Source organism: Streptomyces sp. NPDC002853 (genome assembly GCF_053591915.1).
The window spans coordinates 1-23771 of sequence record NZ_JBSFUS010000014.1; the positions used below are offsets into that span (position 1 = coordinate 1).

Annotated in this window: 15 protein-coding genes and 3 pseudogenes; 12 read left to right on the forward strand and 6 right to left on the reverse strand. The window is 69.6% G+C overall.

Annotated elements, in window-relative coordinates; genetic code table 11:
* Window positions 1–146 (reverse strand): DUF2637 domain-containing protein (locus ACWD02_RS33720; protein ID WP_451218465.1); only part of this gene is annotated, 146 nt, incomplete at its 3' end.
* Window positions 147–475: 329 nt separating this feature from the next.
* Here ACWD02_RS33720 and ACWD02_RS33725 point away from each other — a divergent pair.
* Window positions 476–1447: a quinone oxidoreductase family protein gene (locus tag ACWD02_RS33725; RefSeq protein WP_451217686.1), complete on the forward strand. Its 972-nt coding sequence runs from the start codon at window positions 476–478 to the stop codon at window positions 1445–1447.
* 47 nt (window positions 1448–1494) lie between these two features.
* Here the strand turns inward: ACWD02_RS33725 and ACWD02_RS33730 are convergent.
* Window positions 1495–1593, reverse strand: a pseudogene (locus ACWD02_RS33730) (IS5/IS1182 family transposase); the annotation flags it as partial.
* A 151-nt stretch (window positions 1594–1744) separates the two neighbouring features.
* Between ACWD02_RS33730 and ACWD02_RS33735 the strand changes: the two are divergent.
* Window positions 1745–1933, forward strand: a pseudogene (locus ACWD02_RS33735) (hypothetical protein); the annotation flags it as partial.
* Window positions 1934–2007: 74 nt separating this feature from the next.
* Entirely contained in the window at window positions 2008–3432 is a 1425-nt protein-coding gene (locus ACWD02_RS33740; RefSeq protein WP_451217689.1) for a cytochrome P450, read from the forward strand.
* On the opposite strand, the pseudogene ACWD02_RS33745 reads toward ACWD02_RS33740, so the two are convergent.
* A pseudogene (locus ACWD02_RS33745) lies at window positions 3418–3741 on the reverse strand (transposase); the annotation flags it as partial. The gene ACWD02_RS33740 and the pseudogene ACWD02_RS33745 overlap by 15 nt on opposite strands.
* A 192-nt stretch (window positions 3742–3933) precedes the next feature.
* Window positions 3934–4254, reverse strand: a complete 321-nt coding sequence (locus ACWD02_RS33750) for an L-rhamnose mutarotase (RefSeq protein ID WP_451217692.1) — start codon at window positions 4252–4254, stop codon at window positions 3934–3936.
* 350 nt (window positions 4255–4604) lie between these two features.
* Between ACWD02_RS33750 and ACWD02_RS33755 the strand changes: the two genes are divergently transcribed.
* Entirely contained in the window at window positions 4605–13046 is an 8442-nt protein-coding gene (locus ACWD02_RS33755; protein WP_451217695.1) for a type I polyketide synthase, read from the forward strand.
* Between the two features lie 186 nt (window positions 13047–13232).
* Window positions 13233–14078, forward strand: coding sequence for a hypothetical protein (locus tag ACWD02_RS33760; protein ID WP_451217698.1), 846 nt, complete (start codon window positions 13233–13235; stop codon window positions 14076–14078).
* Window positions 14079–14196: 118 nt separating this feature from the next.
* Here the strand turns inward: ACWD02_RS33760 and ACWD02_RS33765 are convergent, their stop codons facing one another.
* Window positions 14197–14418 (reverse strand): hypothetical protein, encoded by a 222-nt coding sequence (locus ACWD02_RS33765; protein WP_451217701.1) that lies wholly within the window; start codon window positions 14416–14418, stop codon window positions 14197–14199.
* Window positions 14419–14836: 418 nt separating this feature from the next.
* Between ACWD02_RS33765 and ACWD02_RS33770 the strand changes: the two genes are divergently transcribed.
* Window positions 14837–14959, forward strand: coding sequence for a hypothetical protein (locus tag ACWD02_RS33770; protein ID WP_451217704.1), 123 nt, complete (start codon window positions 14837–14839; stop codon window positions 14957–14959).
* Window positions 14960–15440: 481 nt separating this feature from the next.
* On the opposite strand, the gene ACWD02_RS33775 is transcribed toward ACWD02_RS33770, so the two are convergent.
* A complete protein-coding gene (locus ACWD02_RS33775) occupies window positions 15441–15839 on the reverse strand; it encodes an SHOCT domain-containing protein (RefSeq protein ID WP_451217707.1) in 399 nt (132 codons plus the stop codon).
* 230 nt (window positions 15840–16069) lie between these two features.
* Between ACWD02_RS33775 and ACWD02_RS33780 the strand changes: the two genes are divergently transcribed.
* The 6 genes from ACWD02_RS33780 (at window position 16070) to ACWD02_RS33805 (ending at window position 23769) form a co-directional block, all read left to right on the forward strand.
* On the forward strand, window positions 16070–17971 hold the full coding sequence (locus tag ACWD02_RS33780) for an alkyl/aryl-sulfatase (protein WP_451217710.1): 1902 nt from the start codon (window positions 16070–16072) through the stop codon (window positions 17969–17971).
* 79 nt (window positions 17972–18050) lie between these two features.
* Entirely contained in the window at window positions 18051–19364 is a 1314-nt protein-coding gene (locus tag ACWD02_RS33785; protein WP_451217713.1) for a hypothetical protein, read from the forward strand.
* A gap of 11 nt (window positions 19365–19375) precedes the next feature.
* Window positions 19376–20386, forward strand: a complete 1011-nt coding sequence (locus ACWD02_RS33790) for a DUF389 domain-containing protein (RefSeq protein WP_451217716.1) — start codon at window positions 19376–19378, stop codon at window positions 20384–20386.
* Between the two features lie 328 nt (window positions 20387–20714).
* Window positions 20715–21317, forward strand: a complete 603-nt coding sequence (locus tag ACWD02_RS33795) for a TetR/AcrR family transcriptional regulator (RefSeq protein WP_451217719.1) — start codon at window positions 20715–20717, stop codon at window positions 21315–21317.
* Between the two features lie 196 nt (window positions 21318–21513).
* On the forward strand, window positions 21514–22449 hold the full coding sequence (locus ACWD02_RS33800) for a TauD/TfdA dioxygenase family protein (protein WP_451217721.1): 936 nt from the start codon (window positions 21514–21516) through the stop codon (window positions 22447–22449).
* A gap of 24 nt (window positions 22450–22473) precedes the next feature.
* Entirely contained in the window at window positions 22474–23769 is a 1296-nt protein-coding gene (locus tag ACWD02_RS33805; RefSeq protein WP_451217724.1) for an MFS transporter, read from the forward strand.
* Window positions 23770–23771 lie beyond the last annotated feature (2 nt).

The window sequence follows — 23771 nt, forward strand, 5'->3', positions numbered from 1 at the left end:
GCCGAGAAGCCGCCGAAGCCCTTCTTCTCTGCCAGGTCACGCACGGCCGTGTACGACCCCGCGAAACCGATCGCGGCGATGACGACCGCACCGGCAACGACCACGCCGATCAGGAACCGATGTGCCCTCCGTAAGACAACAGGCACCTCTACCCACCCTCACACGTCGACGACTCCCCTACCTCACCGCCTTCATGTCGAAAGCAAATCACAGCCGCACACTCCAGGCCAGCACCCTAAGGCGCGGAAGTATCCGAGGAGCCATCAACTCATTGCGTCTGGTGATCCCTTGACCCAGTTCGACGCGACCATAGTGGGTCCCGTGACTATTTCCGACCGCGAATAGATACCAATTGGTCCCCTGGGCTGCCTTCCGACTCCACTTCGCTGACCCGTCGTGGCCTCGCGATGTCGAGCGGAAATAGGATCGCCACGAGTGGAGTTGATGAGGGAAGTTTGCCGTTTCAGGAGGGGTCATGCGAGCGATTCAGATGTCCGAAGTGGGCGGTCCCGAGGTGCTGCGACTGGTTGATATTGATCAACCGACGCCGGGCCCGGGCCAAGCGGTCGTGGAGGTCGCCGCGTCCGGCGTCAACTTCCTCGACGTATACCAGCGCGAGGGCCGGTACACTGTCCCGCTGCCCTTCACCCCGGGCACTGAGGGCGCGGGCACGGTCCTCGAGGTTGGACCCGGCGTCACCCACGTCGCTGTGGGAGACCGGGTCGGCTGGGTGGAGATTCCCGGCACCTATGCCGAGCAGGCCGTCGTGGACTCCTCCCGGCTCGTGCCCCTGCCCGACGGCGTCGACTTCGAGGCCGCCGCCGCCGTGCTGCTGCAGGGCATGACGGCGCACTACCTCGCCAAAGACGCCTATCCGGTCCAGCCAGGCGACACGGTGCTCGTGCACGCTGCTGCCGGCGGCATGGGGCTTCTGCTGACTCAGCTCATCACCCATCTCGGCGGCAGAGTGATCGGCACAACCTCGACACCGGAGAAGGCCCAGCTGGCGCGGCGCGCCGGGGCCGCCGAGGTGATCGTCTACTCAAGAGTGGACGATCTCGCGGCCGAGGTGAAGCGGCTCAATAGCGGCCAGGGCCTGCCTGTCGTCTTCGACGGCGTTGGCAAAGACACCTTCGATGCGAGCCTCGCCAGCCTGCGAACCCGCGGCCACCTGGTGCTCTTCGGCGCCGCGAGTGGTGCAGTGCCGCCCTTCGACCCCATGCGGCTCGCCCAGGGCGGTTCGCTGACCCTGATCCGGCCAAGCCTCGGGCACTTCATCGCCGATCGGTCCGAGCTGCTCCAACGCGCCGGTGACGTGCTTGAATTGGTGCGCACCAAGACGCTTGAAACCACCGTGACGGCCCGCTACCCGCTCGCCGAGGTCGCCCAAGCTCACCGCGATCTGGAGGCTCGGCGTACCACCGGCAAGCTACTCGTCATCCCCTAGGCACGGGGTATGGGAAGCAGCCGGTAGCGGATTTCCCAGGGAGACGCCTAGGCAGTGTCCGACAAATGATCACGGACTGGTTCGCGGAGCCAGAGGATCAGCGAGGCCAGGACAACTCCGGCGCGGTATTCGGCTAGCTTGTCGAAGCAGTGATCTGCGTGGCGTAGCTGGGATCTGCTTCAAGTCGTTGGAGCGGTGAGAGCACCAGGAGTAGCCGCTCCTGGTCTGCACTGACTGCGAGGACCTATCCGATGCGCTCATCCCACCGTGCTCTGCACAGGGCGGACACTGGGAACGATGCCCCCCGCCCTCCGTCCGGCAGCGAGACAGTTGGCTGAACGCGCGGCCGCGCTGGCTGTTCGGCATCTGCTGTCCCGCCGCGCCTTCACTCGTATCTGGCTCGCGCTGTTCGGATGGTGGAAGTGGGAGGACCTGCCTGCACTGCCACCGGGGCTGATCTTCATGCCGAGGTGGTTCCCGTTCAGTACCTACCGGGCGGGACTCCTGACCGGCACCGCAGTGGAGGTGACGAGCCGCCGCAGCAGCAGTGCTGAGGTCCCATGGACGGAACCGTTCGGGAGTCAGCTCGTTGGCCGGGAGTGCCCCCTGTCCCCTTTCTTCCCGTTCCCGGCCCGCGTGGGCTGCCGCTACTCGGAAACTTGCCCGCTTTCGGCCGGGACCCGTTGGCGTTCTTGGTGCGCCTGCGCGATGGCTTCGGAGACGTGGTGACCTGGTCGCTCGGCCCGATGCGGATCATCTCCCTATCCCACCCCGAACACATCGCGGAACTCCTCGGGGCCGACGAGCGACGCTACGAAACCCCAGACGTCGGCTGGTCGTTCAGACAACTGGTCGGCGACAGCGTCATCCGCAGCCAGGGTGCCGACTGGCGGCGCAAGCGATCCCTCGTCCAGCCGACGGTACGCCCCCGCCAGGTACGCGCCTACGCGGCGACGATGGTCGACTGCGCTGTGGCGCTTGCAGATCGCTGGCAGGACGGAGAGCGAGTACATGTGCTGCGGGAGATGACTCAGCTCACGCAGCGGATTGTGGTCCGCACCCTGTTCGGCAACGACGTCGGGGACCAAGCCCACGCGCTCGGCGACGCAATGACAGTGGCGGGACGAGAGATCGGCGCCGAACTGCGCGGGGTCGGGCTGTTCCTGCCCCCTTGGGCCCGCACGCCCGCTCGGCGGCGCCTGCTCGAGGCCGTCGCGACGATCGATACCGAAATTGATCGGCTCATCCGCGCCCGACAAGCCTCTCAGGGCGTGGGCAACGACCGCGACGACCTGCTGAGCAGGCTGCTCGCAGCCAGGGACGAGAAAGGCCAGCCGCTTACCCCCAGGGAAGTGCGGGACGAAGCAGTGACCCTGTGGGTCGGCGGCCACGAGACCACGTCCACCGCACTGACCTGGTCCTGGTACCTCCTGTCGAGATCCCCGCACGCCCGGGAACGGCTCACCGCGGAGCTCGACCGCGTCCTGGCCGGGCGGCCCCCGACCATCGACGACTACGAGCAACTGACCTGGACCCAACAGATCGTCAAGGAAGCGCTGCGGCTCTATCCGCCCGGGTGGATGCTCCCTCCCAGAGTGGCGCAGAACGGCGCTGTCCTCGGAGGGAGCCCGGTCCCTGCCGGAACCATGGTTTGGTGCAGCCAGTGGGTCACCCACCGAGACCCCCGCTGGTTCCCTGACCCCACGGCCTTCCGACCTGAACGCTGGGACACCAACCCCCAACAGTCGATGCACCAACACGCTTGGTTTCCATTCGGGGGCGGACAGCGCAGCTGCCTCGGCGCGCGTTTCGCCCTGGTCGAGGCAGCCTTGGTCCTCGCGACACTCGCCCAGCGCTTCCACATCGACGTCGACCCAAGCGAGGTGGCTCCCACAGCCGGCCTGCAGCTCCAGCCAGCCACGTCACTGGGGGCCACGTTGCGAGCCCTTCCTGCTGGCCTGCCCGGCGTGCTACGCAGGGCCTGACAAATGATCACGGACCGGTTCGCGGAGCCAGAGGATCAGTGAAGCCAGGACGACTCCGGCGCGGTAGCGGTCGGCGAGCTTGTCGAATCTTGTCGCGATCGCGCGGAACTGCTTGAGGCGTGCGAAGCAGCGTTCGACCACGTTGCGGTCGCGGTAGACCTCCTTGTCGAAGGCGGCCGGACGGCCGCCGAGGTGCCCTCGGCGTCAGCGGTTGGCGACTTGGTCGCGGCGTTCGGGGATCGTGGCTGCGATGCCCTGGCGCCGCAGCAGGTGTCGGATCGCCCGGCTGGAGTAGGCCTTGTCGCCCAGGAATCGTCGAGCAAGCCCACGCCGACATCGTCGCCCTCACCCAGCCCGATCGCCAGAAGTGGCGGTCAGTCACTCCCTGATACTTGTCGGGTGGCGGCAGCTATACGAGAGCACGGCCTGCTCGGAGTGCTCTCGCTGCGGGCCAGACCGCCATAGAGGTCATGCGCCGCGCGCCGCCCCTACCCCCGCCGCTCAGGCCAGGTGGAAGACCTCGGTCAGAGGCCGCATCGCCGCGTCGGGCGCCTGCCCGTCCAACTCCTCGAAGAAGTGGGCCATCTGGGCCTGCCAGCGGGTGTTCACATCGGTGGCGTCCATGGCGGCGCGGGCCTTTTCGAAGTCGTCCGTCTCCAGGTAGCCGACAAGGAGGCCGTCCTCGCGCAGGAAGAGCGAGTAGTTGCGCCAGCCCGCGGCGGTCAGCGCCTCGCGCATCTCCACCCATATGTTCTCGTGGCGTGCCCGGTATTCGACCACGCGATCGGCCTTGACCTTGAGCAGAAAACAGACGCGCTGCATGCTTATCTCCCATTACGGATAGTGCAGTTGCCACCTTCCACGAGGTGAACGGCGCTCGGGCCTCCGTGCGTACAGATCAGCACTTGAAGTCGCCGATGCGCGGCTCATCGTGAAGACGGCGGTTCCTCGAGGCAGAAGATGGTGGTTCATCGAGGCACACGACATCATCGTTGCCGATGGTGAACGAGTCGACGTAACCGGGGCCGCGGCCTTGATGCTGACGACGCCCCGGAGGGAGACGCACGTCCCCTTCGCCCCGCGTCGCGTCGGGCGCCGCTCCCCCGGCGCGACACACCGGTCGTCTATCGTGATCACGGCAACTCCCGTACCCAGAGGAAGCGTTCATCCTGGTGACAGCCCACATGGCCGCCCTCCGCCCCCTGCCTGATCTACTCCGGGAGCAGGCCCGGCGTTTCGGCACCAAGACCGCCTTCGAGGACGACCGTTGCCGTGTGACCTATCGGGAGCTGGAACTGCGAACCGGTCGGCTGGCGGGACATCTCGTCAGCCTCGGTCTGCGCCACGGGGAACGAGCGGCGATCCTCCTGGGCAGTCGGGTGGAGGCCGTCGAGAGCGTCCTCGCCGTCACCAGGGCGGGCGCGGTCGGTGTGCCGATGGACCCGCGGAGCACCACCGGCGAGTTGGCCCACCTGCTGGACGACAGCGGGGCCCAGGTCCTCTTCACCGACCGGTCCTGCCTGGAGCAGATACGGCCGTTACTGCGGGAGCGCCCCCATCTGAGCCTGTTGCTCGTCGAGGACGCCGGGGCGTCAGATGCATCCCCAGCAGCATCAGCGGCAACGGAGGCGGCTGACGGCTCGGCCGGCGAAGCCCGCATGCTCCGTTACGCCGCCCTGGCCGTCACCGAGCCGCCCGTCCCGGCTCCGGACGATCTCGGGCTCGACGAGGTGGCCTGGCTCCTGTACACCTCCGGATCGACCGGCCGGCCCAAGGGTGTGCTGTCCACCCAGCGCCAACGCCTGTCGTCCGTGACATCTGGTTTCGTCGACGTCCTTGGCCTGTCGGCGGACGACCGCCTGCTCTGGCCCCTCCCCCTCCACCACGCCATGGGGCAGCTCCTGTGCGTTCTCGGGGTGCCCGCGACGGGAGCCTCCGCCAAGCTCCTGCCGCGGTTCTCCGTGACCGACGTGCTGGGTGAACTGCGCCGCACCGACAACCCGTTCACGCTGCTGGCCGGTGTACCGGCGACGTACCGCAAGCTCGTTGACGCCGTCGGGGACGAGGGCCTTGGCGCGCCCGCCCTGCGTGGCTGTGTCAGCGGGGGTGCGACCGCTCCTCCTGCCTTCCAACGGGCCTTCGAGGAGGTTTGCCGGGTTCCGTTCCTCGATCACTACGGAAGCACTGAGGCGGGCCCGGTCACCATGACAGCACCGGGTGCCACCAAAGTGCCCGGCTCCTGTGGCCGTGTGCTACCCGGCATGCGGGCGCGAATCGGCGACGGCCGCGACATCGAAGCCCCGCAAGAAGGCGACGAAGAGGGCGAGTTGTGGGTCTGCGGGCCCGGCGTCATGGCCGGGTACCACCAGCGGCCCGACGACACCGCTGAGGTCCTGCGCGACGGGTGGTACCGCACTGGTGACCTGGCCCGGATCGACGCCGACGGCGAGCTCACCCTCACGGGCCGGGTCAGCGAGCTGATCATCAGAGCCGGGGAGAACATCCATCCCTCCGAGGTGGAGGCGGTGCTGCTGGCTCTGCCGGGCATTCAGGACGCCGCCGTGGCCGGCCTCTCGGACGAGGTACTCGGTGAGATCCCGGCCGCCTACCTGGTCCCGGTGAACGCTGGTGCCCTGGACAGGAGAGAGATCCTCGCCGCCTGCCGGGAACACCTCTCACCGTTCAAGGTGCCCGCTGCCCTCTACGAGGTGGCAGCGATCCCTCGAACCGCCTCGGGCAAGGTGAAGCGGTACACGCTCGCCGACATGCCCGCACGCCCTCTGCCGGCCCACGCCCTCACACCGCACGAGGTAGAGCGCGTGGACCTGACGGCTCTGGTGCGGGCCGAGGTCGCCGTCGTGCTCGGCTGCGCCGTGGACGAGGTGGAGCAGAGCACCGCGTTCCGTGACCTGGGTCTTGACTCATTGACCTCGACGATGCTGTGCGACCGCCTGTCGACGGCGACCGGCCTGGCCCTCTCCGAGGCTGCGCCCTTCGACTTCCCCACCGCGGCCGAACTCGCCGCCCATCTGCGGGCGCGGCTCACCGGTGGCACCGCGACGGTCACGCCCAGCCGTTCGACAGGCGCCGGGACGGACGAGGACCCCGTGGTCATCATCGGCATGGCCTGCCGTTTCCCCGGCGGCGTACAGAACCCCGAGGACCTGTGGCGGCTGGTTGAGGACGAAATCGACGCCATCACCCCGTTCCCCACCGACCGGGGGTGGGACGTGGAGGGGCTGTACGACCCGGATCCCGGGCAGCCGGGCCGTAGTTACGTACGCGAGGGAGGCTTCCTGGCCGGCGTCGACCGCTTCGATCCGGCCTTCTTCGGGATCTCGCCCCGCGAGGCCCTGGCTATGGACCCGCAGCACCGACTCCTGCTCGAAGTCGCCTGGGAAGCCTTCGAGCACGCGGGCATCGATCCCGGCACGGTGCGCGCCACCCCCACTGGGGTGTACGCCGGACTGATGTACAGCGACTACGCCAGCCGTCTCGCCCGCACGCCGGAACGTGTGGAGGGCTACCTCGGTATCGGCAACGCCGGCAGCGTCGCCTCCGGCCGCATCGCCTACACCTTGGGCCTGGAGGGGCCGGCGGTCACCGTGGACACGGCGTGCTCGTCATCACTGGTGGCCCTGCACCTGGCAGCCCAGGCGCTGCGCGCAGGCGAGTGCTCGCTGGCGCTCGCCGGAGGCGCCACCGTGATGTCGGCGCCCCACTCCTTCGTCGAGTTCAGCAGGCAGCGCGCCCTCGCCCCCGACGGCCGCTGCAAGGCGTTCGGGGCGACGGCGGACGGCACCGGATGGGCCGAAGGCGCCGGAATGCTGCTCATGACCCGCCTCTCGGAGGCCCGGCACGCCGGCTACCGAGTGCTGGCCGTGGTGCGCGGCTCCGCGGTGAACCAGGACGGCGCGAGCAACGGCCTGACCGCGCCGCACGGACCGGCGCAGCAACGGGTGATCCGCCAGGCTCTGGCCGACGCCCGCCTCGAACCCGCGGACATCGATGCGGTGGAGGCGCACGGCACGGGCACCCGTCTGGGCGACGTCATCGAGGCGGAGGCTTTCCTGGAGGCCTACGGACAGGCCGGGCCCCGTGAACACCCGCTGATGCTGGGCTCGGTCAAGTCCAACATCGGGCATACGCAGGCCGCGGCAGGCATGGCCGCCGTGATGAAGACCGTCCAGGCGATGGAGCACGGTGTACTGCCGCGTACGCTCCACGCCGAGCAGCCCAATCCCGGCGTGGACTGGTCCTCGGGCGCGGTGTCGCTGCTCACCCGTGCGCAGCCCTGGCCGCCCACCGGGCGGCCACGGCGGGCTGGTGTGTCGTCCTTTGGTATCAGCGGGACCAACGCGCATGTGGTGCTCGAGCAGGCACCCGTGGAGACGTCGGGTACCGGTGCCCCGGGCCGCCCGGACAGCGGGACCAGGGCCACTGAGGCGGCCGCCGGGCCGGCCCCGGCGCGGGCCGTGTCGTTCCCGGTGTCGGCACGAAGCGCCCCGGCGCTGCGGGCGCAGGCTCGGCGACTGCACGCCTACGTGGCCGAACGTCCCGGAACAGACCTGCTGGACCTCGGTTTCTCCCTGGCCACGGCCCGCGCCCATTTCGAGCATCGCGCGGTGGTGGTCGCCGGTGGCCGTCAAGAACTGCTGGCCTCGCTCGAAGCGTTGGCGGAAGGCCGCCATCGGCCGGGCCTGAGCACGAGCAGCCCCCGCCCGGCGGGCCGGGTCGCCTTCATGTTCACCGGGCAGGGCAGCCAGCGGACCGGCATGGGCCGGGAACTGTATGAGACCTACCCTGTCTACGCCCGTTCCTTCGACGCGATATGCGCCCTGCTGGACCCGCTTCTGCCGCAGCCGCTGCGGGAGGTGGTGTTCGCCGCCGATCCCGCCGAGGGTGGTGGCGCTGACGACGGCACCCAAGCGGGCGCGTCCGGCGGGCTCAGCGATATCAGCGGAGTCAGCGGGCTTGTGCACACCACGCGTTTCGCGCAGCCCGCACTATTCGCTCTGGAAGTCTCCCTGTTCCGGCTGCTGGAGTCCTGGGGCGTACACCCCGACATGGTGGCAGGGCACTCGGTCGGCGAAGTGGCGGCGGCGCATGTCGCCGGGGTGCTGTCCCTCGCCGACGCCTGCACCCTGGTGGCGGCACGGGGCCGGTTGATGGACGCCCTGCCCCCCGGCGGGGCGATGGCCTCGCTACAGGCCGACGAGAGCGAGGTCACCGCGTACCTGGCAGACCACGCGGACAGTACCCCAGGGGCGGACGGTGCCCAAAGGCTGGATATCGCAGCCGTCAACGGTCGCTCCGTGGTCGTCTCCGGAGACGAAGCCGCAGTGCTGGAGGCCATCGCGCACTGGCGCGCACAAGGACGCGAGAGCACCCGGTTGCGGGTGAGCCACGCCTTCCACTCGACCCACATGGAACCCATGCTCGATGCCTTCGACCTGGTCGCACAGGGCATCGTCTACTCCCCTCCCACACTCCCCCTCGTCACCGCGGTGGCGGGCCGGCCCGCCACCACCGAGGAGATCTGCTCGCCCCGGTACTGGGTGGATCACGTACGCCGGCCGGTCCGGTTCGCCGACTCGGTGCGGTACTTGCGGGAGCAGGGGGCCACGCACTTCGTGGAACTCGGCCCGGACAGTGTCCTCGCGGGCCTGGCGCGCGACTGCCTCTCCGCCCGCCCGACGGCCACATCCGCCCGGGCTGCGGCGACATCCGATGGCGACACTGACGGTGGTGGTACGGACGGTGGTGGTATGGACGATGGCGGTATGGACGGTGGCCCCGCGCCCCTGACCGTCCCGACGCTGCGCGGCCGACGGCCGGAGGCGGCAGCACTGCTCGCCACGGTTGCCGCGCTCCACGCCCACGGTGTGGACGTGGACTGGCACGCGGTCTTCGCCGGACGCGGCGCACGGCACATTGCGCTGCCCACCTACGCGTTCCAACGTGAGCGGTACTGGTTGGAAGCCGACTCGCCTGGATCGACGGCAAAGGCCAACTCCTCTTGGTTGGCGGCGCAGCCCGACCTCGCATCCCATCCCTTCCTGCGCGCGGTGACCTCGACGGCGGACGACGACGGCCTGCTGCTGACCGGCCGGCTGTCCCTGCGTGACCAGCCCTGGCTCGCCGACCACACGGTGCTGGACACGGTGCTGCTGCCGGCGACGGCCTTCGTCGACATGGCGATCCACGCCGGGGACCAGGCGGGCGCCTCCACACTGGAGGAACTGACCCTGACGGCGCCGCTCGTGCTCTCCCCCGACGAGCCGGTCGAACTGCAGGTGAAGGTGGCCCGGGCGGACGCGGACGGGCGCCGAGCGGTGGCTTTCCACGCACGAAGTCACGCTCCCGGTGGCCACGACCGCCCTTGGACCCGCCACGCCTCCGCAGTCCTGGCCCCCGCGGACTTCGACCTTCCGCAACAGCGCAATGCGGCGGACACACCCTCCCCATGGCCCCCAGTCGGCGCCGTGCCGCTGCCGCTCACCAGCGAGGCGGGCGTCAGCCTCTACGAGGAACTTGCGCACGGCGGGCTCCGATACGGGCCGGCCTTCCAGGGCCTGCAGGCCGCTTGGCGCCTGGACGACGATCTGCTCGCCGAGGTGGAACTCCCGGAGCGTGAACACGCAAACGCCGGCCTGTTCACCTTGCATCCGGCACTGCTGGACGCGGCACTGCACACCCTGACGCTGGATCAGGACCTCACGGGCGGCGAAGACGGGACCAAAACCGGAGCGGTGTTGTCGCTCCCGTTCGTCTGGAGCGGTGTACGGCTGCACGCGTCCGGTGCCCGCACACTGCGGGTGCGGGTTTCCCGGGCGGAAGGGACCAGTGTCCGCCTGGAACTGACCGACGGGGCCGGAGCCCCCGTGGCCACGGTGCGCTCACTCGCACTGCGGCCGTTCGCCGTCGAGCAGTTGAACGGCGTCAGCGCGCACCGTAACAGTTTGTTCCGCCTTGAGTGGACACCTCTGCCGGACTCCGGCGCCCCGATGCCGACGGGCTCGCCTGCGTGGGGGCTCCTCGGCGAGTCGAGCCCCGAACTGCGCGCGCGGCTCGCCCAGTTGGGTATCCGGACGCGGGCCTACGAGGACGCTGCATCGGCGGCAGTCGACGCACCGGCCGTCGTGGTCGCATGTCCCACCCCCGCCGGGGTGGACGAACCGGACCGTGCGTCGGCCGCACACCGCGCAGCCGGCTGGGCGCTGCGGCTCGTACAGGACTGGCTCGCCGAGGACCGGCTCGCCCACTCACATCTCGCCGTCCTCACTCCGGGCGGCGTCACCCCCGGAGCCGATCCGGACACGAGCACCAGCCATGACGATGCCGCTCTCGTGCACGCACCGGTGTGGGGGCTGCTGCGCTCGGCGCAGATCGAGAACCCGGGCCGCTTCTCGCTGATCGGCATCGACGACCAGCCCGCGTCCGCAGGCGCCTTGGCCCGAGCCCTGACGAGCTCCGAACCGCAAGTGGCCATACGTCACGGTGTCGTTTACGTACCCAGACTCGTCCGAGCAACCCAAGCGGCAAGCGCGAAGGCGGCCACGACGACGGGCGATGGCGCACCACGTCGGCTGCACCCGGACGGCACCGTCCTGGTCACCGGGGGCACCGGTTCCCTGGGCATGGCGTTCGCCCGTCACCTCGTGGTCACCCACGGCGTACGTCACCTGCTGCTCGTGGGACGGCGCGGAGCACACGCGCCCGGTGCCGCCGAACTCCGCGCGGAACTCACCGAACTGGGCGCGCAGGTCACCCTGGCGGCCTGCGACGTCGCCGACCGCACGGCGCTCGCCGCCCTGCTCGCGAGCGTTCCGCAGGCACACCCACTGACCGGCGTGGTGCACACCGCGGGAATCCTGGACGACGGCGTGGTACCCGCCCTCACCCAGGATCGCCTGGAGCGCGTACTGCGGCCAAAGGTGGACGCCGGACTCGCCCTTCACGAGTTGACCCGAAGCAGCGACCTGGCGGTGTTCGCCCTGTTCTCGTCGGTGGCAGGGGTGTTCGGCTCCGGGGGCCAGAGCAACTACGCCGCGGCGAACTCGTTCCTGGACGAACTGGCACAACACCGTAGGGCGCTCGGCCTGCCCGGCACGTCACTCGCCTGGGGGCCGTGGCAGCAAAGCGGCGGGATGACGGCCGGGCTCCGGGACGCGGACCTGCGCCGGATGGCCCGTTCCGGCTTCCTCCCACTGCGGACCGAGGAGGGCCTTGCGCTCTTCGACGCCGCCATCGAAGGCCAGGATGCCGTGGTGGTGGCCGCTCGTCTCGACCCAGCGGCCGCGGCATCCGGCGAACCCGGGGCACCCCTCTCACGCGTACCGGGCCGAGGGCCCCTACGGAGGGCCTCCGCATCGCTCACGGGGTCCGGCACCGAAGGGGAAGACTCCCTGCGCCGACGGCTGGCCGCCACGCCCGCGGCCGAACGCGGCGCGCTGCTCCTTTCACAGGTACGAGCGGAAGCCGCCCTGGCACTGGGCCACGGCTCAGAGGATTCCGCGGTCGAGGCCGATCGCGCGCTGGCCGAGCTGGGCCTCGACTCACTGGCCGCGGTCGAGTTGCGCAACCGGCTCGCGGCGCTGACGGGACTCGCCTTGCCCGCCACGCTCCTGTTCGACTACCCGACGCCGCGCGGGGTCGCCGCTCACTTGGCGCAGCTCTGGTCCCATAACGCCTCTGAAGCAGCCGACCCGTCGGCCGCACCTCCGCGGCAAGGCGGCGCGACGCTCGGCACACCGGCCCCGCAGAGCACCAACGCCGACTCCTTGTCCGCGCTCTTTCGTACGGCGTGCGCCCGTGGCAAGGCGTGGGACGGGATGGCCCTCCTGACGATCGCGGCACGTCTGCGTGAGGTGTTCGACGACGTCTCAGCTCTCGGCTCGTCACCCTCGCCCGTCACCCTGGCGACCGGAGGCTCCGGGGCCCGCCTGATCTGTTTCCCCGCCCTCAGCGCACTGTCAGGGCCGCATGAGTACACCCGGTTGGGGACGGCCCTGACGGGCCTGCGCCCGGTTTCGGTCCTGCCCAATCCAGGCTTCCTGCCAGGGGAATCGCTGCCCGCCACGCTGGACGCCTTCGTGGTGGCCCAAGCCTCCGCCGTGCGCGCGTGCGCGGGAGACGAGCCGTTCGTCCTGCTGGGGCGGTCGGCCGGCGGATGGGTGGCACACGCGGTCGCCGAGAAACTTGAGCGCACAGGCCTGATTCCGTCCGCCGTCGTCCTGATCGACACCTATCCCGGCGAGGACAACGGCTCCGGCGGCCTCGGTGGGGACGGACCCGCACTCTCGGCGATGACCGCGGGCATGCTGGAGAACTCCGCGCAGTTCGCCTCGGCCGAGACCGACCGGCTCACCGCGATGGCCGGCTACCTGGAGCTCTACGCCAACTGGAAGCCGACCGCCCTGTCGGCCCCCACCCTCTTCGTCCGGGCCGGCGACCGCCTGCCCGGCATCGACGCAGCCGATCCATGGAGCCTGCCGCACTCCGAGATCACCGTGCCCGGCGACCACTTCACTGTCCTGGAGGATCATTCCCGTACGACCGCTCTGGGCATCCACACCTGGCTCTGCGAGCACCTCCGGGTGAACGCCTCCTGACGCGCGTCGCAGGGCCACGACGGGCAAGCCGGAGCGCAGCCGCTGTCGCGGCTTCTCGGGGCGCCCTCTGTGTCTCGGGCATCGCCACGTGGCGTGGGGTGCGGTGCGGGCGTAACGTCGATTGAGGGCGAGATACAGCACGTGGGGCTCCCGCGTGCACCGATCCGCTTGCCGGGAGGTCGCGGCATGATACGGGGTATCCGCAACACCATTGGTCTGATCTTGGCAGCCCTCGGCGCTGCCGCAGCGCTCTGGGCGCCCTTCCGCAGCTGGTACGACGGCCGGCTCGGACGCGACTTCCGAATCTGGGAGCTCTTCACCGGAGCCGGAGTGACGGACTCAGGTGCGGGCCTGTTTGCGTCCATGTTCCTGCCCCTCCTCGTCGGGGCGGTCCTCACACTCCTCGGCGTGGTATTCCGATCCCGACTGCTGGTCCTGATCGCCGGAATCATCACCCTCGGGTTCGCCATCCTGTGGATGGTCCGGCAGGGACAAGCCCAGGGCAGCCTGACGGTCACGGGTGACAGCGACGGGCTCGGCAGCGGAGTGGCCCTCGCCCTGCTCGGCGGTCTCCTCATGCTGATCGGCTCGGCCATCATGGGCGGACGCGAGCCGCGGGCCCTGCGCAAGGAACGCCAACGACACGAGCGGGACATGGTGCGCGAGGACGACCACGATCGCCGTGCCGCTGACACCGACCGCCCCTACGGCATGGCCGCCCGAGACCAGGAGACGCCGGACACCACCGCCCCGACCCGCACCCAGGACGTGCCGCCCACCGTCGGCACCGGTTCGGGCCACCAAGCCCCACCGGGAGGCGGCACGCCACAAGGATTCGCACGTCCGCCACAGTGGCAGGAGTCGGCACCGCGCGGCCGGCCGGTCCCGGCCAGGGAGGCAGACAGCAACGATCCCGCTCGCGGCGATGCCGACCGAACCCAGTACGAGCAGGGCCACGAAGCAGATGGTTCGCGCGGGTCGGACGAAACCCAATGGGGCCGCGGGCGCACGCACCGAGGTGACCAGCCCTGAACTTCGCCGATGCGACGGCGCGCGGTACCGAGAAGCAGCCGGCCCCGGAGCAGCCACTATTCAACGCATCGCCGCCGGTCACGCACGCTACGTTACGCAGCGGGCACGCTCTGGTGGATCAGGCGTCCGCGGCACCCAGGACTCGCCGCACCGCCTGTTGGGCGACGTAGAAGTCCGCGTCAGAAACTCCAGGATCGTCCTCAACCTGGTCGAGCCATTCCGCGATCTCCTCAGCCGTCCACAGGTCGAAGCCCTTTGGGATATCCAGCGTCGTAGTACTCGAGCGTAGTTCCTCGGCAGCGACCGCTTCCGCGACGCTGCGTGTACTCACTTCGGTCATCGTGTTTCTCCCTTCGGCAATGATGTGGTTACGGACGGGCGACCCTGCCAGAGACGTCCCGGGAGTGTCCAACTCATCGCTCTGGCGTTCGCTCGTCGCCGTACTGCACAACGGTCCCAGTGACGAGGGTTCACCCCCGTGGGCCAGACACAGAAGCCGACTTGAGCCACGATGTGGTTCAGCGCGCACCCTGCGGGAGATTGATACTGCGGGCGGCCCGGTGGCCCCCAGGACGGGCTGCTCCGGCCAACGACGAAGCGGCGAAGCAAGGCATGCGCGCGCCCGCCCCTCTGCAACCCGACGATGGACGACGACGTGAGCTGGTTCGAGGAGCTGCGCATCGAGGGCGACGACAACGGAGAGCCGACGACCGTCACCATCCCCGTCTTCCAGCAACTCGCCCGCGGTCACTAGCGAGTTGACGCCGATCTGCACCGACGGTCCGCCGGGCGTCGCCCAGCACTCCCTCGCCGACCTCATGCCCGACCAGTACTGGGCGGACCGCCCGATCCTCGCGTACGGAGAGACCACCCGTACGTAATCGTTAGGGTGCAAGCAGGTCCGCTTCCTCAAGAGCGGCATCGCTGTCAGCAGTACACCCCTTCGCTCACTTTCCGGGTTGGCGTACCAGCTGGGATTCTCTCTCGTAGCCGTGGGGTTCCTGATCTTCATCGCCAGCGTGAGGAGACGGGCGAGATGGCGGCGTGAGTGAGGCGACACGCTCCTGCGGTCCCAGCGCTCGGGTGCGGGGCGCCAGGGCATCTCACCAGCACGATCGAAGCATCTTTGCTGGCCGGAACCCACGGGGTTGAGGTCGGGGACAGCCAGTGCGGGTGGCGACGTTGTTCGAGCCGGCGGTGCGAGTACCGCGCGGGGGGGTAGGTGAAGGCCGGGGAGCCGTCGGAGTGTTTTGACCGCAAGCGGTGTCAACGCCGTCCGAGCTTGATTATGGTGCCGCCAATCAGCGCCCGGGGATGCGAACGTCGCGGACACGAACCCGCGGCGACTGGAGTGCCGGCCCGTCAGGCGAGCAGCCTGGTTTTCGCCTTGTCGAATTCCTCGTCTGTGAGCGCACCAGATTCGCGCAGTTCGGAGAGCTTGACCAAGTCGTCGGTCCCGCTCGTCCCGGCGTTCGTCCCTGCCGCGGCCTTGCGGACGTATTCCCGAAAGGCCTCTTCCGAGTCCTTGGCTTGCTTCACATCGCGTCGACCCATCCCGCGACCGCGCGCGATGACATAGATGAGGACGCCGATGTACGGGAGAACGATGCAGAAGATGAGCCATCCGGCCTTGCCCCAGCCGCTCAGGTCGTCGTCGCGGAAGACGTCCATGACAACCCGGAACAGCAGGAACAGCCACATGACCCACAGGAAGAAGTACAGCATTGTGAGAAAGAGGTCGAGAGCAGGGTAGTCGTCCACGTCTTCCCTCTTTTCCTGCACGTTCCGGACTGTTCAGGCTGGTTCGGTGATTCCGAGTAGTATCTCCCGCACTTCCTGGGCACGCATTTCGACAGAACTTCAGGGCTTCCGGGCTGGAGATGATAGAGGGGCCCGAATGGCGGCGCACCCGGTCAGCGTTGAGGCTGAGAGCAGCGCGTCGCCCGGGGACGGCGACGCGATGCAACGTCTGCCGCAGACAAGGGGTTCAAATGTCCGACCACACCCAGTCCAAGCCGGCCGCATCTGGGATCGTCGACGCCAACGAGGCGGCTCTGCGGCGCCTGCCCTTCGACGACACGCGGGACCTGGACGACGCGCGGCGCGGCTTCCTGGGCACCGCAGCGGACCCCGTCATCCGAGACGACGCGGGGCGGGCGGTCTGGGAACTCGACGCCTACTCCTTCCTCGACAAGGGGTGCCCCGACTCGGCCAACCCCAGCCTGTGGCGGCAGAGTCGTCTGTGTGCGGAGCACGGCCTGTTCGAAGTGGCCGAAGGCATCTACCAGGTGCGCGGCTTCGACCTGTCCAACGTGACGTTCGTCGAGGGCGAGACCGGCGTCTTCGTTATCGACCCTCTGCTCGGCGTGCCGAACGCCGCTGCTGCCCTCGCCCTGTACCGCGAACACCGCGGTGACCGCTCCGTCGTAGGAGTCCTCTACACCCACAGCCACGCCGATCACTTCGGTGGTGTGAAGGGTGTGGTGACGCAGGAAGAGGTCGCCGGCGACCTCCCGATTTACGCCCCCAGAGGTTTCATGGAGCACGCCATCAGCGAGAACGTGCTCGCCGGTACGGCCATGAACCGCCGCGCCGCCTACATGTACGGAGCCGCCCTGCCCAAGGGCGAGAGGGGGCAGATCGGCGCGGGGCTCGGCCAGACCCTGTCGACGGGCGTCGTCAGCCTCATCGCACCCACCGTCGAGATCACCCACACCAGCCAGACGGCCACCGTCGACGGCATCCGCATGGTGTTCCAGCTGACCCCCGGCACCGAGGCCCCGGCCGAACTGAACATCCACTTCCCGGACCGCCGCGCTCTGTGCATGGCCGAGAACGCGACCCACACTCTGCATAATCTGCTCACGTTGCGCGGCGCCGAGGTACGTGACCCGCACGAGTGGGCGCGCTACCTCACCCAGGCCGTCGACCTGTTCGTCGACGACAGTGACGTCGCGTTCGCCTCCCACCACTGGCCGGTGTGGGGCCGCGAACTCGTCGAGGCGTTCCTGACCGAACAGCGCGATCTGTACGCGTACGTGCACGACCAGACTTTGCGGATGCTCAACCAGGGGCTGACACCGTTGGAGATCGCCGAGCGGATGGAGATGCCGCCCTCCCTCGAGCGGGCCTGGCACACCCACGGCTACTACGGCTCGGTCAGCCACAACACCAAGGCCGTCTACCAGCGCTACCTCGGCTGGTTCGACGGCAACCCGGCCCACCTGTGGGAGCACCCGCCGGTCGAGGCGGCCGAGCGCTACGTGCGGTTCATGGGCGGCGCCGACGAAGTGCTGCGCCGTGCCCGCGTGTCCTTCGACGAGGGTGACTACCGGTGGGTGGCCCAGGTCGTCAATCACGTGGTGTTCGCAGAGCCGGACAACGCCGAGGCGCGCGCGCTGCAGGCCGACGCCCTGGAGCAGCTCGGCTACGGCAGCGAGAACGGCACGTGGCGCGACTTCTTCCTCACCGGTGCCCTGGAACTGCGTCACGGTTCCGTCGGTACGCCGACCAGCACCACGTCACCCGACATCCTCGGCGCCCTGACGCTCGACCAACTGCTCGACTCCATGGCGATCCGGGTCGATGGGCCGGCGAGCTGGGACGCGGACATCACGGTGCGCTGGCTCCTGACTTCGGGCGACGTCGTGACGATGTGGCTGCGCAATGGCGTCCTCACCCATGTCGCGGGCCGCGGCGCCGCCAGCGTGTCGCCCGACGTGGAGATCACGCTGGACGAGCGGGTGTTGCGCGCCGTGCTGCTCGGCACGCTGCCCCCGGCCGATCTGCCCGGGCGGGGTGGCGCGACGGTCACCGGCGATCTGGGCAAGTTGCTCGAACTCCTCGGCCACCTCGACGCACCCGACCCGGATTTCGCCGTCGTCACCCCCTGACGCGCTGCGACGGCCACAGCGTCAGAGTCGTCAGGCGAGCGTCAGGCGTCAGAGCAGTGCGCACGACGAGGAGGCAACGATGACGGACGGCAATGAGCCTGCGAGCCCGCAGGACCAGGCCGAACTGACGGCGCTGCGCGGTCGGGTGGCGGCCTTGGAGTCCGAGCGCGCCAGGGGCGGCCGGCGGCACCGACGCCGGTCGTTCCTGGCCGCGGTGCTCATCGTGATCGGATGCGTGCTGGCTCCGCCGGCCGTCGTCGCCTCGTGGGCGGCCGATACGGTCGGCGACACGGACCGCTACGTCGACACGATCGGCCCGCTCGCTTCCGACCCCGATGTGCAGGACGCCGTCGCCGACCGTGCCACGGACGCGCTGATGAACCGCATCGACCTAGCGACTCTCCTGTCCGACGCCCCCGCCGCCGACCGACCCCGCCTGGAGAAGGCTCTGGGCAAGCTCGGCGACTCCCTGGAAGGCGCCGTCCGCAGCTTCGTGCACGACCAGGCACGTGCCGTGGCCGGGTCGGGGGCCTTCGAGAACATCTGGAAGCAGGTCAACCGGCAGGCTCACAGCTCACTCGACAAGGCGCTGACCGGAAGCGGAGGGGGCGCGGTGAAGCTGGAGGGAGAGACGGTCACCCTGGATCTGGCGCCGCTGGTCGACCGCGTCAAGGAGCGCCTCGTCGACGAGGGAATGACGGTCGCGGGCACGATCCCCGAGGTCCACACCGACTTCACCCTCGTCAGGTCGGACGACATCGGCAAAGCCAAGACGTATGTGCGGCTGCTACAACTGACCGGGAACTGGCTCCCCGTCATCGCCCTGGTCCTCGTCGTCGCCGGCGTCCTGCTCTCCGTACGCAGGAGAAGGACCCTGGTCACCGCGGCGCTGGCCGTCGCCCTGACCACTGGATTGCTGGGGATCGGGTTGCGCGTCTTTCGCGTGCTCTACCTCGACCGGCTGCCCGCGAACGTGTCGCAGGACGCGGCCGGGGCGGTGTACGACACCATGACCCACTTCCTGTTCACCACGGTCCGCGTGATCGTGGCGCTCGGTGTCGTGATCGCCTTGGCTGCCTGGCTCACCGGGGGCGGCCGCCGGGCCGGCCTGGTGCGCGGGCTGTGGACCGCCGGCATCGCGGCCGTACGGTCCACCGCGGACCACGCCGGGATGCGTCTTGGCCCGGTCGCTCCCTTCGTCCGCCGCCATCAGACTTGGATCGCCTGGGTGCTGGTGGCCGCCGCGCTCCTGACCTACCTGCTGTGGTCCTACCCGACGGGCTGGGTTGTCGTCGGGATCGTCCTGTGCCTGCTGTTCCTGCTGGCGGTCGTGGAGTTCCTGGGCGGGGGACGGCCGGGCAGGGAACGGCCGGCGGCCGACGGTACCGTCTGAAGGGATCGGGCATGGCATCAGTAGACGCGGTCGCCGTCCGTCGGATGACCGACACCCTGTTCATCGAGCGCCCGCTCCGCAGCCCCAGTTCGACGCGGTTCTGGGGGCTGCTCGTGCTGGCCTCGGTCATCGCGAGCGCGGGCGTCGTGGGCGACTCCACCGCGACCGTCATCGGCGCGATGATCGTCGCGCCGTTGATGACGCCGATCCTGGGCAGCGCGCTGGCCCTGGTCCTGGCCGACCGGTCGCAGGTGATGCGATGCGCTCTGCTGGTACTGGGCGGCGCGCTCGCCGTGGTGGCGATCGGGATGCTGCTCGGCTGGATCGCCGCCCCGCCCGACGAGTTCGCCTCCAACGGCCAGGTGTCCTCGCGGATCAGTCCTCGCCTCATCGACCTGCTCGCCGCCCTGGCCACCGGCACGGTCGGCGCCTTCGCCCTCGTCCGTGCCGATATCTCCGACACCCTGCCCGGCGTCGCGATCGCCATCTCTCTCGTGCCGCCGCTCGCCGTGACGGGGCTGCTCATCACGGTCGGCCGCTATCACGACGCCAGTGAGTCCGCGCTGCTGTTCGCGACCAATGTGGCTGCCATCGTGGCCACCGGGACCGTCGTGTTCCTGGTGTACGGAATCCGGGGCGCGGCCCAGGAATCCGGTCTGCGCGTAGGCGAGTTCCACGGCCGGACCCTGGTCGTGGTGGCGGCGGTGGTCCTGCTGATCGCGGTGCCGCTCACCACCGGCACGATCACCGTCGCCCGGGACCGTGTGCTCGCCGCCGACGCCAGGCCGGTCGCCGAGCGATGGGCGGCCACCGGCAAGTGGCAGATCGCGTCGGTCGAGGCCCGCAACGGCATCGTCGTCATCGGGGTGCTCGGCCTGCCGCCCCAGCCCGCGCCCACCGCGCTGCGCGCCGCCCTCGACCAGAGCGGCATGGCTGACGCGGACCTCGAACTCCATCTCGTGGGCGGCCGTACGCACTGGTGCCCCTCGGATACAGACACCTGCACGGTGAAGGGCGCGTAACCCGTCCGGGGCCCGCCGAGTACGTCGACCTCGCGCTCCGCGGCCCGCCGCAACGGCGAGCATGGCCCTGGACGGAAAGTGCTGGTAGAGCGAGTCTGCCGCGAGCCTGTACGAGTCGGCTACGGCGGTCACGGACGCCTGCGACCAGCCCACTTCGTTGAGCACGCTGCTGCTCGGCGGCACAGTACTCCAGCACGAATACGAGCCCCGCGTGACGCGGGAGCCCATTGAACTGGTGCTGCGGGCAGAGCTCGTGGAGCCGGTTGGTCGAGCGAGGGGGGTGCCACCTCCCGGGTCCCGACGGCTGAGGTCCGCGTAGGGTCTGTGCATGGCCGATGAGCAGGTGCAGCACGCGCGCAGGGGGCGGGGGCGGCCGCGCGAGGAGCGGGTCACCCGGGCCGTGTTGGACGCCGTCGTCGATCTGGTGGCGCAGAGCGGCATGGGTGCGCTGACCATGGACGCCGTCGCGGCCCGCGCCGGGGTGAGCAAGCCCGCCATCTACCGGCGCTGGCCCACCAAACAGGATCTCGTCATCGCCGCCGCCGAGTCACGGATCGGGCCGCTCACCGTGCCCGACATGGGTGACTTCAGGGCCGAGCTCCATGCGGTCCTCGCGGCGCGCATGGAGGCGTACCGGCAGCCCGGCGTCGACCGTCTCCTCGCCGGAGTGATCGGCGCGACAGCGGAGGAGGGCGCGGTGCGCGAGGCGTTCCGTGCGTACTCGGCGCGGGTGATGAGCGAGACACGGCACATCCTGGAGCGGGGCGTCGCACGCGGCGACGTACGGGCGGACGCCGACCTGGCGGCGGCCGTGACACTGGTTGCCTCCTCCCTGGTCTTCCGGCTGGTCGCCGAGCAGCAGATGCCGGATGACGAACTCGTGGAGTCCGTGGCCGACCTGATCGGCAGGGCAGTCGCCACCGGCCCCTGACCTGGGGCCGAACCACGCCACATCCTTTGCGCGCCCGGCGAATCGCGGTCCCGGCGCGCTCTTCGCCATGCCCGCGACGCGGCGCGGTGCCTCCTGGGACATCCGTGAAATCAACTCGCCCCAACCCCTTGCCCTGCCCCATCTCAATATCGATACTGCCGGTTACGTAATAAGAGTTCGCTGTTGGGAGGACCCCATGCACGACGTCGCGACGGCCCCCGTGGCCGACCCCAAGCCGATACTGGACAAGCCCCTGATGCACTACGGGCGCCGGACCCTGGACCGCCTCGCTCCAGGCGCCGAACAGTCCACGTACAAACTGCTCGGCATCACCCCGCTCACCCCGCACTTCGGCGCCGTCCTCTGCAGCGTCGATCTGACACGGCCGATCAGTGATGAACTCGCCGAGGAGCTGCGGCAGGCGCTCCTGGAGTGGAAGGTGATCTTCTTCCGCGGGCAGGTCGGCTTCACCGCCGAGCACCAGCTCGCGCTGTCCGGCATCTGGGGCCCGCCGGAGCCCAATCCCTTCTTCGCCAAGACCGACACCGTCGGCATCTCCCGGCTCGCCAAGGACGCCAAGGCCGCCGGCAACAAGAACATCTGGCACAGCGACCACTCGTTCATGGCCAACCCATCGCTCGGCGCGGTACTGCGCGCCGTGGAAGTGCCCGCCGCCGGCGGCGACACCATGTGGGCCGACATGGCTGCCGCCTACGACAACTTGCCCGCCGACCTCAAGGAGCGCATCGAGAGCCTGGTCGCGGTCCACGACTGGGAGGCCAGCTGGGGCGCGCTGATGAACGACGAGCAGAAGGCCGCATTCCGCGCGAACTGGCCGCAGGTCGCACACCCGGTCGTGGTGCGCCACCCGCGCAGCGGCCGCAGGACCCTGTACGTCAACGAGCCGTTCACCCGGTACATCAAGGGTCTGCCCGACGCGGAGAGCCGCGACCTGCTCGACATCCTGGTGCTCCAGGCGCGCATTCCCGAGTTCCAGATCCGGTTCCACTGGGAGCCCGACTCGGTCGCCGTCTGGGACAACATCGCTGTGCAGCACTACGCGGTCAACGACTACTTCCCGCAGCGCCGGGTGATGGAACGCGTCGCCATCGCCGGAGTCCCGCTTTCCTGACCACCTGATTCCCCGGGAGCTCCGATGACCGCGGCACCACCTGTTCCTCATCCTTCCGCCGGGACCACCAAGGCCACCGGCAGCAGTGACGTCCGTGCCTGGATGGTGACCGCGTTGCTCGTGGTCTTCATGATGGTCAACTTCGCGGACAAGTCCGTGCTCGGCCTGGCCGCCGACGAGATCCGCGCCGATCTGCACCTGAGCGCGACCCAGTTCGGGCTGGCCAGCAGCGCGTTCTTCCTGCTCTTCTCGCTGGCCGCGGTCGTCGTCGGTCTCGCCGCCGACCGGGTGTCACCGAAGGTACTGCTTCTGGTGATGGCCCTTTTGTGGTCAGTGGCGCAGGTGCCCGCGGCGATCGGCGGCGGCCTGGCCGTCCTCGTCGTCTCGCGAGTCCTGCTCGGGGCGGCCGAAGGGCCGGCCTTTCCTGTCGCGCAACAGGCAACGCTGGCCTGGTTCCCTGACCACCGGCGCAACCTGCCGGGCGCGCTCATCACGCTCGGCGTCACACTCGGGGTGATCGTCTCCGCGCCGGGCCTTTCGTGGATCATCCAGAACCATGGCTGGCGGGCCGCGCTGTGGGTGCTCTCGGCAGTGGGTCTGCTGTGGGCCGCAGCCTGGGCGGTGTCCGGCGCGGACGGCCGGCACGGCGCGGCGGAGCCGTCCGGGAAGGCCACCGCTCCACAAAAATCCGTCCCGTACCGCAGGATCTTCGCCACCCGCACCTGGATCGGCGCCACCCTCGCCTACTTCACCAGCTACTGGGCGGTGGCCCTGATGCTGGTGTGGCTGCCGTCGTACCTGCGCAACGGCCTCGGCTACTCGGCCGATGAGGCAGGCACCGTCGTCATCGCGCCGTGGACGATCGGTGCCGTCGTCCTGCTCGCCCAGGCGTGGATCACCGGCCGCCTCATGCGACGCGGGGTCAGCAGTCGCCGCGCCCGCGGCTGGGTGGGCGGCTGGCTACTCGCGGCCGGTGCCGCCTGCTGTCTGGCTCTACCGCTCGTCGACGGCGCGACCGCCAAGACCGTTTTGATCGCTCTCGGCTTCGGTTTCGGCGGCTCGTACGCCACGATCGCCGCCACCACCGTCGCCGAGATCGCCCCGCCCGCCAGGAGCGGCGGAGCGCTCGGCGTCATGAACGCGGTGGTCACCGCGGCCGGGCTTGCCGCCCCCGTCGTCGTCGGCGCCCTGGTCGATGCCCAGGGCAACGCCGGATACCAGAGCGCCGTACTGCTCGCCGGCCTCCTCCTGGCCGTCGGAGCCGCCACCTCCTTCCTCCTCATCGACCCGACCCGGGACATCACCCGGCTGAGCCGCTGACC

What these genes read in the sequence shown, in the direction of transcription:
- ACWD02_RS33725 (WP_451217686.1), top strand. Translation starts at nt 476, where the DNA reads ATGCGAGCGATTCAGATGTCCGAAGTGGGCGGTCCCGAGGTGCTGCGA.
- ACWD02_RS33740 (WP_451217689.1), top strand. Translation starts at nt 2,008, where the DNA reads ATGGACGGAACCGTTCGGGAGTCAGCTCGTTGGCCGGGAGTGCCCCCT.
- ACWD02_RS33750 (WP_451217692.1), bottom strand. Translation starts at nt 4,254, where the DNA reads ATGCAGCGCGTCTGTTTTCTGCTCAAGGTCAAGGCCGATCGCGTGGTC.
- ACWD02_RS33760 (WP_451217698.1), top strand. Translation starts at nt 13,233, where the DNA reads ATGATACGGGGTATCCGCAACACCATTGGTCTGATCTTGGCAGCCCTC.
- ACWD02_RS33765 (WP_451217701.1), bottom strand. Translation starts at nt 14,418, where the DNA reads ATGACCGAAGTGAGTACACGCAGCGTCGCGGAAGCGGTCGCTGCCGAG.
- ACWD02_RS33780 (WP_451217710.1), top strand. Translation starts at nt 16,070, where the DNA reads ATGTCCGACCACACCCAGTCCAAGCCGGCCGCATCTGGGATCGTCGAC.
- ACWD02_RS33785 (WP_451217713.1), top strand. Translation starts at nt 18,051, where the DNA reads ATGACGGACGGCAATGAGCCTGCGAGCCCGCAGGACCAGGCCGAACTG.
- ACWD02_RS33790 (WP_451217716.1), top strand. Translation starts at nt 19,376, where the DNA reads ATGGCATCAGTAGACGCGGTCGCCGTCCGTCGGATGACCGACACCCTG.
- ACWD02_RS33795 (WP_451217719.1), top strand. Translation starts at nt 20,715, where the DNA reads ATGGCCGATGAGCAGGTGCAGCACGCGCGCAGGGGGCGGGGGCGGCCG.
- ACWD02_RS33800 (WP_451217721.1), top strand. Translation starts at nt 21,514, where the DNA reads ATGCACGACGTCGCGACGGCCCCCGTGGCCGACCCCAAGCCGATACTG.
- ACWD02_RS33805 (WP_451217724.1), top strand. Translation starts at nt 22,474, where the DNA reads ATGACCGCGGCACCACCTGTTCCTCATCCTTCCGCCGGGACCACCAAG.